At 60.1% G+C, this 12,852-nt stretch carries 6 protein-coding genes and 4 pseudogenes; 5 read left to right on the top strand and 5 right to left on the bottom strand.

Annotated elements, in window-relative coordinates:
• Positions 1-1,068: 1,068 nt before the first annotated feature.
• From EN874_RS34350 to EN874_RS09310, 4 genes and pseudogenes are all read left to right on the top strand, one after another.
• On the top strand, positions 1,069-1,254 hold the full coding sequence (locus tag EN874_RS34350; RefSeq protein WP_245460175.1) for a hypothetical protein: 186 nt from the start codon (positions 1,069-1,071) through the stop codon (positions 1,252-1,254).
• Between the two features lie 54 nt (positions 1,255-1,308).
• A pseudogene (locus EN874_RS34345) lies at positions 1,309-1,842 on the top strand (IS21 family transposase); the annotation flags it as partial.
• Positions 1,843-1,852: 10 nt separating this feature from the next.
• Positions 1,853-2,163 (top strand): annotated as a pseudogene (locus EN874_RS34340) (ATP-binding protein); the annotation flags it as partial.
• A 192-nt stretch (positions 2,164-2,355) separates the two neighbouring features.
• On the top strand, positions 2,356-2,985 hold the full coding sequence (locus EN874_RS09310; RefSeq protein ID WP_126097373.1) for a hypothetical protein: 630 nt from the start codon (positions 2,356-2,358) through the stop codon (positions 2,983-2,985).
• 403 nt (positions 2,986-3,388) lie between these two features.
• Here EN874_RS09310 and EN874_RS09305 read toward each other — a convergent pair whose 3' ends face one another.
• Complete coding sequence (locus tag EN874_RS09305) at positions 3,389-3,862, bottom strand: hypothetical protein (protein ID WP_126097374.1); 474 nt, start codon at positions 3,860-3,862, stop codon at positions 3,389-3,391.
• Between the two features lie 98 nt (positions 3,863-3,960).
• Positions 3,961-4,416 (bottom strand): transposase, encoded by a 456-nt coding sequence (locus tag EN874_RS09300; protein WP_281015810.1) that lies wholly within the window; start codon positions 4,414-4,416, stop codon positions 3,961-3,963.
• A gap of 793 nt (positions 4,417-5,209) precedes the next feature.
• On the opposite strand from EN874_RS09300, the gene EN874_RS09295 reads away from it, so the two are divergent.
• Positions 5,210-5,725: a DUF2285 domain-containing protein gene (locus tag EN874_RS09295; protein ID WP_245329899.1), complete on the top strand. Its 516-nt coding sequence runs from the start codon at positions 5,210-5,212 to the stop codon at positions 5,723-5,725.
• Positions 5,726-6,512: 787 nt separating this feature from the next.
• On the opposite strand, the gene EN874_RS09290 is transcribed toward EN874_RS09295, so the two are convergent.
• The 3 genes and pseudogenes from EN874_RS09290 to EN874_RS09280 form a co-directional block, all read right to left on the bottom strand.
• The gene (locus EN874_RS09290) at positions 6,513-7,988 is read right to left on the bottom strand and encodes an NAD-dependent succinate-semialdehyde dehydrogenase (protein ID WP_126102500.1); all 1,476 of its coding nucleotides are present in this window, start codon (positions 7,986-7,988) and stop codon (positions 6,513-6,515) included.
• A gap of 405 nt (positions 7,989-8,393) precedes the next feature.
• Positions 8,394-9,119 (bottom strand): annotated as a pseudogene (locus EN874_RS34915) (pitrilysin family protein); the annotation flags it as partial.
• A 549-nt stretch (positions 9,120-9,668) separates the two neighbouring features.
• Positions 9,669-10,973: pseudogene (locus EN874_RS09280) on the bottom strand (pitrilysin family protein); the annotation flags it as partial.
• Between the last annotated feature and the right edge of the window lie 1,879 nt (positions 10,974-12,852).

The raw sequence follows: 12,852 nt of genomic DNA, 5'->3' as shown, positions 1-12,852 counted from the left end.
GCTGACATCGCAAAAGCCCAAGACGCGCGACTTCCCGCGATACAACTCCACATAACTGAGCGTCTACAAGCGGTGCAGCCAGCCAAACATCCAGCCATCAAAGCGATGATCGTCTGATCTTTTGCCGATGACATCACGTCGGGGAAGACTTGTTCGAGCGCTTGCCGCTTCATATCGATACCGGCCTGGGCGTAGCGCATCGTTAGTTCAGCCCGAGTGGCCTGGCCATCGACTGATGGTGGCGATGTCAACACCCGCCTTGACGAGGTGGATGGCCGTCGTGTCCCGCAAAGGGCGATGATGGATGCTTTTTTCCGCCAGGGTGGTTCCTTCGCCCGCAGCCATGTGTGCGCAGCAAGTATCGAACACCGAACCGGGTGAGCAGTGTGGGGCGGTCGTTGCTTTGCTCGGCGGGACAGGGCGATACCAGACGAAGGTCACAATCGAAGAGTCAGGATCCCTGAACTCGTGCATCCGTATTGAACATCAGCGAAAACAGAGCGTAATCCCGCTGTCCAGAAGGCGTGCGGCGGTCGATACGCGCCAGGACGCTCTTGATTTCCGGGCTCATCGAGATATTCGACAGGTGCCACCCACGCGCTCTCTTGAAGGGAAGTGTCACCACCAGTTGCAGCGTATCCTAATATTCGGGGTGCTCCGAAATCAGGAACCGCGCAAAGGCATGCATCGCCGCCAGCCTTGCATTGCGGGTCGCAACTGCCACGCTCGACCTCAAGTGATGTGAGAAAGCTGCCCATCCTGTCGGTATTGATGTCGGAGACCGCTTCTTTCAAGAATATCTTCCCGCTCTCCCGCGGCATGAGCCCGTGGCATGCTTCGGCCCAATGCTGTGGATTGATGTTTCTTCATGCCACAACCTCGCTGACGAGACCGCCGAAAGGCCCTTCAAAGCGGTCGGTGGCGATCTCTCGCAGCTTTGGAAGGTAGTGCATTGATTTTTCGTGGAATGGGGACCCTGTTTAAAGGGTGATTTTCGTCCAAACGGGACCCTTTAACGATGGGGTCATCAAGATGCCTCCGGCTTGATCGGAGGCATTTGTGTTTTGGATGTTGGTTTTAGAGACGATTGCAAAGATACGTCGGCTGTCGCTGGTCCAGGGGAAGTCGATCAAGGCGATCTGCCGTGAGCTGAAGATCTCGCGCAAGGTGGTGCGCAAGGTCCTGCGTTCTGAGCAGACGGAGTTCCGCTACGAGCGCAAGCACCAGCCCTCCCCGCATGGGAGCCTGGCGTGAGACGCGGGACCGGCTGCTGTCGGCGAATGCGGCCAAGCCGCAGCGGGAGCGGCTGCCGGTCGCTTCGACGGCTTCCATTGCATTCCCCCGTCGGTGTCGAAGACCTGCACGGTGCGCTTCGACAACAACAAATACTCGGTGCTGTCGAGTGCCGTCGGTCGGCCCGTCGAGATCCATGCTTATGTCGATCGGATCGCATCCGCCAGAGGATGGCGTGGTCGTGGGAGAACACGTTCGCTCCTTTGGCCGCAACGAGGTCGTCTACGATCCCTGGCACACGGCGCGCGCCGTTCCTTAGCTGGGTCCTGCGGTCGGCAATGGAGAAGGTGCGGCGCAGCTCAAGGCGGTTGATGACGTCGACCGGCAGATGGTGTTGATCCTCACCTGGGTGCTGACCGACGGATTGAGCGCGGTCGAGGCCGCCTGTCAGGAAGCCATCGAGCACGGTGCATCGTCGGCGCCGGTGATCCTCAACATCCTGGCCCGCAGCCGCGATCCGGCGCCGGGCACGATCCTTTCCATTCCCCAGGCGCTGAAGCTAGCTCACGAGCGGTCGCCGACTGCGCCCGCTATGACAGTCTCAGGAGGACAAACAGCCATGGAACGCACCGAGGTACTGGAACTGATGGGAGCGCTGAAGCTCTACGGAATGCGCAGAGCCTATGACGAGATCATGGGCGCGTCGCCATCAAGCGACGGCACGAGCCCAGGATTGTCGGTGATCTCTTGCAGGCCGAGATATCGGAGAAGCAGGCCCGCTCCATCAAATACCAGTTCGCTGTCGCCAAGTTGCCGCTGGCCAAGGACATCGACGACTTCGACTTCGCCGACACGCCGGTCACCCCCTGATGCGCGATCTCGCCCGGCGGCGCCTTCGTCGCCGATCAGCGCAACATCGTCCTGGTCGGCCGCCTTCACGGGTCACCCAACTCGCGCGGAAGGTCGACCGCATTGCGACGGGCGCGTGTCGACTTCCCAACAATGTCAGACAGGAGGCACAACGCTATCGGAGCGATCGCATTGCCCGAAACGATTTTCCCAGTTGGCACGACAATTGCGGTCCTATGCGCAAAAGCAAACTAGACCTGAGAGCCGCACCGCATGAATGTAGCCTCCCAATATCTGCCGCTTGTGGCGCATCACGAAGCCGGGCACGCGGTGGCCGCCATCGTTTTGCACCGTCAGGTGTTCGACGACGACCGTGAACTCCCTGCTTTCTCAAGTGTTAGTATTTACCCCGACGCCGGTGACGGAGAGTGCGGTGGTGTTGTCGAAGGCGCGGGTTTTTATTCAGCGCAAGGAGTCACCTCGAAGCGAAAGCCGATTTTCGAGGACGATATGGATCGATATTTGAAACGCGATTGTGCGATCCAAGAGATAGTTGCGTGTCTGGCAGGTCCTTTTGCAGAATCCGCATTCGAAGGCTATCTGGACCCGCGCGATATGGCGATGAATGCGTCCGATGGGAATGACGGGAGCAGCGACTACGCGGATGCCAAGCGAATCTATGGTGAGTTGCGGTTCCTGATGCCGCGCCGCCCCCGTTGGAGGCGGATCGAAGATCGCACGGCCCGGCTAGTACTCGATCACTGGTCAGCCATCGAAGCATTGGCCGCGCATTTGCTGGTCAAGCATGATCTCCAATTCGATGAGGCTCTGACGATTGTTGCGCCGCATCTTCCGCCCATGCCAGCAGCTACGCCGCCAGAGCGTCATCCGCAGCCTGCTTGATCAGCCATTCGATGTGATTTGACCACATCTGCAACACCTCGCGCCTCTCCTTGACGTTGCTAAAGAGATTGTAGATTTCGCCAATGTCTCAGGGACGACGCCTTGTGTTCACTATGTGCTCGATGACGTGTGGCAATACCTGCCGCCTGCCGAGATTTGTCGCGAGCGTCCTGCGCAGATCGTGAAGGGTCCCGTTCTCCAAAGCCACCCCGTCAACATTGACCTTGCCGTCTCGAGCCTTCTTGCCCTTCGCGTAGCCTGAGAAGTGGCTTTTTTTGTTGACCCTGGCAGGGAAAACAAACGTGTCATTAGTCTTCGGTGCCGACTGGGGGACCGACACCGCCAGTGTGGACAGCGGAATAAGCGTAGGCTCTTCGTTCTTCGTGCGGTCACCCGATAGTTCTCATGTTCCGGCTTCAAGGTTGAGTTCAGACCAATGCATCGCGGCAACTTCCGTACGCCTCTGTCCGGTCAGCATGAGCAGCTTGACGATGGAGCCGAACGAATAGCCGATATCGCCCGGTTCGGGCTCACAGCCCGTCCATATAGCCGCCAGTTCGGCATCGTTCACCACTCGCTTGCGCTTGACGATCGGGGCCGGATACCTAATTTTCCAAACCCTCGCGGGAAACCGCGATGAGCCGTTGCGGCGGTTTGCGATACCAGTTGAAAATGCCCGCATATACCAGAAGGCCGTGTTAGCCCTTTGCGGGTGACCCCCGGCGACGATCTTCTTGGTGATGTTAGCAATGTCGGTGTCGATCACATGGTGGATAGAGCGACTCCCGAGGGCAGGCACAAGATACCGGTTCAGGCTGGCCTCGACCAGTGCGGTGTTTTGAGGGTCGTTACTCGGCGGCCTGGAGGTGATCGCCATCGCCGTCCTCGGTATCGTCAGCGCTGATATGCGCCTGATCGGCAAGGAAGGCTGGCAGTTCCGATGGAGCTATGCTGGAATTTGGGCGACGAGGCTGATCAAGCGGCGCTCTGCGGCTTCGTTTCGATGACCTGGATTCCGTCCAGGAACCTGGCACCTGCGATGAGTTTCGGCAACTGATTTTGTCCTTTCAATCGTCGCCACTTCCTGGCCGCGGCCAACAGCTTGAAGACCATCAGCTGGGCGGTTTTCGAGGATAGCGAGCCCTTGGTGCGAACCGTGCGATAGCGAACGGTTGCAAAGACGCTTTCGATGGGATTGGACGTTCGCAGATGATCCCAGTGTTCGGCGGGGAAATCGTAGAGCGCCAGCGACGCATTCTGATCTTTCGTCAGGCAGTCGACCGCCTTGGCATACGCCTCGGCCTCCATCTCGATCGCATGCGCAAGCAATTTGCGCGCGCCGCTGCGAAGTACATCCGTCAGGGTATCATCGATTTCGTCGGGCTGACGAAGGCGAACAATGTGTTGATAGTCTCGTTCATGGCGTATCACTCTCCTTGAGAGGTACTGGCAGGCTTCATCACCCGCCTCGATACGCCGCTCTCCTCAAGCCGCCATCATCCAGTTTCCGCCATGGCTCCCCCTGATTGATCCGCTTCACCTGTGCAACTGCACAGGCTGCCCTAGCGGGGAGATTGGCCTCCAATGGCGAAAACTTGCCGCAGGAGACCCTCCGATGACCGTGCCTATGGCGCCGCCGCTACGACAACTTGCCGACAAGCAGCGTGCGATCCACTGCCGCGCTACTGCGCCTTCAAGGGACGTCTGGATCGCGACGCAGGAGCCGATGACCGTTACGGGATCAATTCCAGGTCGCGCTGGCCGTCGCTGTGCCAGTTCGACGGTCTGGTGGCAATTTGGGCACATCTTCTGTCGCCGACAGTGGCGATGGCTGACGCTTCAACGAAACGGGGTCTTCGACGTCTGCTGCCTTCGCCGATGCTTTGCGAAGTGGCATAATGTTTCGACGCACGCAGGCGCGGGCAGGGGATGTCAGTCATGAATCTCCTGACTGGCGCGGATCAGGCCGATTGGCGGGATGAAAGATCATACGACTACACCGCTGGCCTGACGCTGCGGGAGTGGGCTTGGGAGTTCTTACGCCGCAATCCAGCGTTCCAGCGCGATCTGACCGCTGCGCGCCAGCATTGCAAGACTTGGTCTCTCCAATCCTTTCTCGATATGGTCGCGTCGGCCGGCGACCTGTCACGCTGGGGTGTTCTGTTTCGCGGAGTCTTGTGGCCGCGCTTCGGTCGTATTCTGGTGTCCGCTCTGGTGCGTCCATGTGCTGCCGGTCATTGCGGAACGGTTGCCTGCCTCGTCGCCGACACCGCCGTTCGAACTCTCGGCATTGCCCTGTCGTGCAACCGTCCTGCTGGCGCCCGACAAGAGCCAGCATGTTCTTCTTCGCAATGCGGACCACGCGCTGCAGCTCGCCGTCTCGGGCGCGAATATCCTCCACCCTGTTTGCCTGCATACGCAAGCCATCTGGCCCGCGGTGCTTTTAAAGCATCGACTGAGGGGACTGGAGTGCCTCAATGCTCTCAGTCTAGGGCAACAGTTGCCCCCCCGCTTGTTTGCGCCGGAAAAGCGCGGCGTCCGTTTGTCCTTCGTTCTTCGTGCGCTCGACGGTTCGCTCGCCGGAGCACCTCATCGCGAGCTCGCCGAAGTTCTCATCGGTCAACGGCGCGTCCATGCCGACTGGGCGGATCCTCGCGATCATCTGCGCGACCGCATCCGTCGGGCCGTCTCGCGTGGCCGCGCGCTCATGAATGGTGGCTACAGAGATTTCCTAATTTGAAAAGCGACAGTCCGCGCTGTGCGTCGGTGGATGAACGTTCGCTCGCAGCTGTACCCGTCACCAACAGTTCGCCCGCCGACAGGACTGCATGGCGCCTTGCAAGGTGCGCTCTGGTCTAGCTTGTCGATGCCGCAATGAGATGGGCGAGGGTGCCAAGGCGGTGGTTCATTAGGGCCGGCCTCGACCTGGACGCACATCATTGGTCGGAAAGCGGCGTGCACCGCAATGTCGCCATAGCAGCCAAGATCCTTTGAGTCCGGACCTGCAGTCCTGTTGGACCGGCGGGTGCAACAATATGGAGGGATTTGAGGCCTCACACCGCTCCCTGGTCGACAGCTCGGTCAGACATAGCACCCACCGCTTGATTATGGAAATGGTGTGCCTGGAGTGCAGCGAGTAGCGGCTTGCTGCGCACTGTCCTAAGAACAGCAGTCATGACCCGTCTGGGGGTCTGCAACACGACGATTCAACCGCTTGGGCATTGTCGCATATCCCCACAATGTAGAATGCGCAACAGGGCAAAAGCTGATCCATCGGCGGTTTATCAATGCTTTTTGGCTTGGCACGGCACATGCAACGCAATCGGCAAAAGGCGCACGAACTGAGTGGCCCATCGGCCCTAGGAGCGCTGACTTATGCCCTCCCAAGGCATGTCCGGCCCGGCAGCGAGCTCAGTCTCCTGCCGGGCATCCGTGTTTCAGGTCAACGGCGTTTGGAACTTCCAATTAGGTGGCGGCATTGGCCGCAGGCCGCCCCCCGGTGGGGCGGAGAGACAGTGCAGCAGGTTTCAAATCCCGCCCATGCAAAGATATTTCATTTCCAGATAGTCCTCGAGGCCATGACGGGAACCCTCCCGCCCGATGCCGGATTGTTTGATCCCGCCAAACGGTGCCGCCTCCGAGGACATGCGTCCCGTGTTGATGCCAACCATGCCATATTCCAGAGCCTCTGCCACACGCCAGACCCGCTTCAGGTTTGAGGCATAGAAGTATGCGGCGAGGCCGTAGATCGTGTCATTGGCCTCGCGCACGACCTGATCCGCATCGTTGAAGCGAATGATCGGCGCGAGCGGCCCGAATGTCTCCTCTTGCGCGACTGCCATGACGCTGGAAATCTCGGTGAGGACCGTGGGTTCGAAAAACGTGCCATTCTTGCCGATACGTTGGCCCCCACATCGTATTGTGCCGCCTTTCGCAATGGCATCTGCGATGTGAGACTCGATCTTGGCCAGAGCATGCCTGTCGACGAGCGGTCCGATGTCTACTCCGGCACCGAATCCGTCGCCAACCGACAAGTGCCGGACTTTCTCCACGAATTTCTTGACGAACTCATCGTGAACGCTCGATTGGACGTAAATACGGTTCGCCGAAACGCAGGTCTGGCCGGCATTGCGAAACTTCGCCTGGATCGCACCGTCAACAGCAGCGTCGATGTCGGCATCATCGAAGATGATGAAAGGTGCGTTGCCGCCGAGCTCAAGGCTAACCTTCTTGATCTGGTCAGAGCACTGACGCATCAGCAGCCGCCCGACCTCGGTCGAACCGGTGAAGCTGATCTTGCGGATCTTGGAATTGGTGCAGAGTTCACGGCCGACGCGATCACCTTCGGACGCATAGATCAGGTTGACCACGCCATCGGGAAAGCCGGCCTGATGGGCAAGGGCGAACATTGCGCCAGCCACGAGCGGCGTCTGTTCAGCGGGCTTGAGCACGATCGTGCAGCCCGCAGCCAAGGCCGGCGAGATCTTGCGCGCCACCATGGAGGCCGGGAAATTCCATGGCGTGATCGTGCCAACAACGCCGATGGGCTGCTTGATCACTAGCATTCGGCGGTCTGTCGAGGGTGCCGAGATCGTCTCGCCATAGACGCGATTGGCCTCCTCGGCATACCATTGCAGATACGCCGCCGCATGCGATACCTCTGACACGGCTTCGGCAAGCGGCTTGCCCATTTCCGCGGTCAGAATCGCGGCGAGATCGCCTGCATGGTCGATGATCAGCTGATGCCATCGCCAAAGAACGTCGCTACGCTCTCGGGCAGTCAACGCGGCCCATCCCGACTGCGCAACATAGGCCTTGTCTACCGCAGCACGTGTCTCCTCCACGCCCATATCGGGAAGCTCTGCCAAAACTTCGCCGGTCGACGGATTGACGACCTCGAACGTCTTATTGCCAACCGGTCTGCCGAGTGCCGGCAGGCGGTCGATGGCTCCAAACAGGTGCGGGGATTTCAGACGGCGGATCATCGGCAGGCACAGGGGCAATACCGGATTCCTCCTCAACGCAGCGAACATCCAGGTCGACAGGCCGTCGGTGTGTATTCTGCACCAGCGGGTTCGTCCTAGGGCCTCGGCAAAGCAGTTGGTAGACCAAACATACGACAACAGTTCCGTTAGTTTGAGTGCCCGCGGTTCATCAGTTGATGGATTGAGCAGCCGGATGTTTGCTTCATCCACCCGCTGCCTGCTGGTGGCGTGCGAGTGTATTCTGCAAAAGGCGGCATGCATGCTGAGGAGCGCCTTTTCGGCGAGAGGCCCCTGGACCGCCAATGCCGCGCAAGGCCCGCGAAACGACTCCGCGGGTCTGCATGATCTGCTTGGCCCACCGGCCTCCATATTCGCTCTTCCCACGAGAAGCCCCAAGGAAGAAGGAAGGCGAGATGAGTTTCTTTACTCATCCTTGCCGCCCAGCGGCGGGCCGACCACCAAAATGGCGGGCTCGGCCGAAAGCAGCTTCTTGGCCGCCGCCTTGACCTGTTTGAGCGTCACCCGACCGATGCTGCGGGCGCGACGCTGGTTGTAGTCGACGTCGGCATTTTGAATCTGCAAATCCAGGAGCCGGTCTGCAATCGAGCTGGTCGAGCCCAGACGGTCAATGGCATAGGTGCCGATCAGGTGCTTCTTCGCCGCCTTGAGCTCGGCCCCGGTCGGTCCTTGCTGCGCCATCTGCTTTACCACCTCTCGCACGATGCTCAGCGTTTGGGCGGCGCAATCCGAGCGTGTCTCTGTCGTAACCAGAAGCTTGTCAAGGGTCAGTTCAGAGCTGACGTGATAGGCAAGGCCGCGTTTTTGGCGTACCTCCTCGTAAAGGCGGGAAGTCAAGTATGAGCCGCCAAGGATGTCGTTCATCAGCACGGCGGCGTAGAAATTCGGCGCGCTACGCTTCACGCCAGGCCAGGCCAACGTTAGCGAAGTCTGCGGCAGGTCGTAGTTCTCCTCCACCAGTTGACCGAGTTTCGGCGCGACATCGTAGACGGGGACGAGGGTTTGTTGCTCAGGCAAATCACCAAACAGCTGGTCAAGCCTTTCCCTCAACGTGTTCGCGTCAATGTCACCCACCACGGCAATATGGAGCCCGTCGCGAGCGAAAATGGCCTGGTGGAAGGCGAGGAGGTCGGACGGCGTGATGCCGGCGAGGCTCTCTTTTGTGCCTTCTCCCGGCCTTGAACAAGGATGCGCGCCGTAGATCGCGCGCAGCCATTTGCGCTGAGCGATTGCGCCAGGGTCTCGCTCGCTGCCGACGATGCCGGAGACAATCTCGGCGCGGACGCGATCGATCGGCCCCTGGTCGAAGCGCGGCGCGTTCAGCGCGAGCCGAAGCAGGCCGAACGCGGCGTCCTGCTTTTTGGAAAGCATGCACACCGATCCGTAGATGTCGTCGCTTTGCGCGTCCAAACTCATTTCGGCGCCGGCATCGTCGAGCTTCACCTGGAAGGCATCGCTGTCGTAATGGCCAGCGCCTTCGATGAACAGGCCGGCCATCAGTTTGGCCATCCCCTCCTTCCCGACCGGGTCCTGCGTGGTGCCGCCGTTGAAGGCAAAGCCGATGTTGACGATTTCCACTGTGTGGTCCTCCACCAGCCAGGCGATGATGCCCTTTTCGGACTTCACCTCCTGGATGTTCATCGCAGCATGGGGCTGAGCGCCGAGCGTCATCTCTTGATTCTCCGTCTTGGGCAAGAGATAGCCCGTGGTCGAACGGTCGAACGCGAGATAGCGGGCGGCAACTGCTTTGATTTGCGCGGCGGTAACCCTGCGGATGCGAGACGGCCGTTCCTCGACATCTTTCACGGTGCCGCCGGTGGCCAGCGTCGAGCCGTAGATGCAGGCGAGGTCGTCCTGGTCGTCTTCGGCAAAGATCATATCGCGCACAAAGCGCTCCTTGGCCTTGCCCAGTTCCTCGCTGCTGACACCATCCTTGGCAATGCGAGCGACTTCGGCAGCGGCCGCCGCTTCGAGATCGGCCAGCTTGGCATCGCCGCGCGGCGCGCCATAGATGGCGAACCTGGTGTCGTCGAGCATGGTGCCCTGGAAATAGGCGCAGGCGCTGGAAGCGATACCTTGCTGGACAGCGAGCGCCTGGTAAAGCCGGCTGCGGTTACCGCCGCCGAGGATTTCGGACAGCAGGTCGAGCGCTTCGGCCTCGCCCGGCTTGGCGGTATGGTAAGACGGCACCACCCACTGCGTCGAAAAACTGGGCACGCTGACGCGGGCGTCGGAGAGCGTGACGGTGCGCCTGGTGTTCTGCTCGGGCTCAACCGGCCGGATGCGCGGCGGCAGGTCGGGCCCGCGCGCCACCTTGCCATAGGTCTTCTCGGCCAGCACCTTCACCGTTTCCGGCTCGACATCGCCGGCCACGATCAGCACGGAGTTGTTGGGCCAGTAGTATTTTTCATAGAAGGCGGTGGCGTCGACGCGGTTCAGCTGCTCGATCTCCTGCATCCAGCCGATGATCGGGATGCGATAGGGCTGGTTCTGCCACAGCGTCGCGTCGATCTCCTCATGGAGCACGTCCTGCGGGTTGGTGTCGGTGCTTGAGCGGCGCTCCTCGATGACCACGTCGCGCTCGGTCTTGACGACATCGTCGGTGAGGATGAGGTTTCGCATTCGGTCGGCCTCGAAGCTCATCATCAGCTCGAGCGCCGACGGCGCCACTGTCTGATAGAAGGCGGTGTAGTCGGAGGAGGTGAAGGCGTTGTTGGAGCCGCCGATCTCGAACACTGCGCGGTCGAATTCGCCGCCCGCATGGTTGGTCGTCGCCTTGAACATCAGATGCTCGAAGAAATGGGCGATGCCGGATTTGCCCGGCGGCTCGTCGGCGCTGCCGATCTTGTACCACACCATGTGGGTGACGATCGGCGCCCGGTGGTTGGGAATGACGACCACCTCCATGCCGTTGTCGAGCACGAAATCCCTCGCCTTGCCGTCCTCCCATGCGACGGGGATCGGAGCCGGCCCCGCGCCGACCAACTCGGACGCAACGGACGTCCTGCGAAGCCCATGAGTGCGGGGCTTGCTTGGTAGTTCTGGTAGGGAGAGTGGGGTTATGGGCTGCGTTCCTGGCAAAGTGATCTGTTCCTCATTTTGAAGGATCTATGTCTCCCGAACGCCTATTGGGAGAAAGTGGATCGGCACGCGACGCCGAGCCACATGAGCCGTCAGCGTGTTGCTGGGCCTGACGCGAGCCTCATCTTTGGATGCGTCCGGGAAACTTTCGGCATGGTGAGGCCATGGGAAGTCTGCTCGTTATCCATTGGGTGTTTGCGGATACCTGAGCATGCCCCGTGCCAAGTAAGAAAGCCCCGATTCGCAAGGTTTGATCCAACCTTGATACTTGCGATATCCGACATTGTCGGGCATCCGACAGAAAGCGCCTTTCGCCGGCGCGCCGGCTATGACGCTCGCCTCCTCCGGCGTGACGACGATCCTTTGGCGGGCGCCGCGCACACCGATCTGCCCGCCTATCAGCACCGCGACATCGAAGGACAGCGCGATCGTGACTGGATGGGTCTTACGCAAACATGCAGCAGTGCCACCGCGATCAGGACTTCATCCGCCCCACAAAGACCCGAGCGCGAGGGACGACGTGTAAGGCAACATGTCATCCTCGATAATGATGCCGCGCATAAAGAGGTAAGGTCCCTCGTCGTACCGGCGAGCCCCTTCGCTGGGTCTCGCGAGGGTCTGGTTTGCGAACGTCGACCGACAGCATCACGGCATGGGCGGCCCCATCGGTAGGCAAGCATTGACCGTGCCATCAGCGTTGAGGCAGCGCAGAGCCCAATTTCCCGGTGCCAGCCGGTACGTTGGAGCTTCAACTGTGGCCAGCCAAGCGGGCCGAGGCCGTGAAACTCCTGATACCCTGGACCGTCCGGATTGCAACGCACGACGCCTTGGTCTCGCGCCAACGTCCATTGACGCTCAGCGAAGCATCATGCGGACGAGCTGGGAAAGCTTGGCCGGGCCGGCGCCTTCCCAGGCGCACGGGACGCGCGACGACCCATGTGGACCTTGGATTTCACTACGCACTTACGCTGCTTTGGCCTTGTCAGCAGCCTGAGCATAAAGCGTGCTCAGCTTTCAGGGCGAGCCTCTTTCATGTTGATAGCATCTGTCGTCATTCAGGATCGCCCCATTTTCGCATGCCGCTTGCAGCTTTCAGACTGTTGTCAGCCAGGGCCGCCATAAAGGGTCTCGTTTAACGCATTCGGGAGGCTTCATGACTCGACCACATTAATTTCGGGCGGTTCGCCGGCGCTCCGAATGGCACTTAACACCAGATCCTCTCCAAACCCGTGATGATCCAAGAGGAAAACGAAAAATCCCTAAATCAGAAAAAAGCACCGATACGGTCGGCTCCAGGCTGATGAAATTGCGGTCTCACTGGCCACGCACGATACTTGCGATGGCGATGGCCATTGCAAAGGCCGGTCAAGCACCCAAGACGCTGACAAGCACGCCTCCGACCAAAGCTCGATCGTTGGCAGCCTTTCTAGCCGTATACTTGGGGCATTTTGGGCCGGCGATCCGGACGCCGATTAAAACCTGCCGGTCGTCTAAATGGAATGGTTGGTCCGGGTCCTTACTGGACCTGCGCCAACCCGATCGGGCCGGCGCACAGGGGCACCCAGACAATTGGACACGTCGCCTTTGCGCGGCGGCTTGCACTTTCTCGGATGGCCTCTTTTCTCCCCGGGCGAAATCGAGCGAGCGGTGAGGCGGAGCCTTCGATTTTGCCGATCATGTCGTGTCGCTTCGATCGAACTGCTCAGACGATGATAGCGGCATTGATTGCCGCGGCCGAAATGCGTTGTGTGAAGTACGATTTCTACGCCGTATACATACTGCC

This window comes from Mesorhizobium sp. M1D.F.Ca.ET.231.01.1.1 (assembly GCF_003999155.2).
Lineage (GTDB): Bacteria > Pseudomonadota > Alphaproteobacteria > Rhizobiales > Rhizobiaceae > Mesorhizobium.
The sequence above is the reverse complement of the archived record's forward strand: the minus strand, read 5'-3'. Positions and strand labels throughout refer to the sequence as shown.

Excerpts from the sequence above, each read along its gene's own strand:
- EN874_RS09305 (WP_126097374.1), bottom strand. The coding sequence starts at position 3,862 with ATGGCGATCACCTCCAGGCCGCCGAGTAACGACCCTCAAAACACCGCA.
- EN874_RS09310 (WP_126097373.1), top strand. The coding sequence starts at position 2,356 with ATGAATGTAGCCTCCCAATATCTGCCGCTTGTGGCGCATCACGAAGCC.
- EN874_RS34350 (WP_245460175.1), top strand. The coding sequence starts at position 1,069 with ATGTTGGTTTTAGAGACGATTGCAAAGATACGTCGGCTGTCGCTGGTC.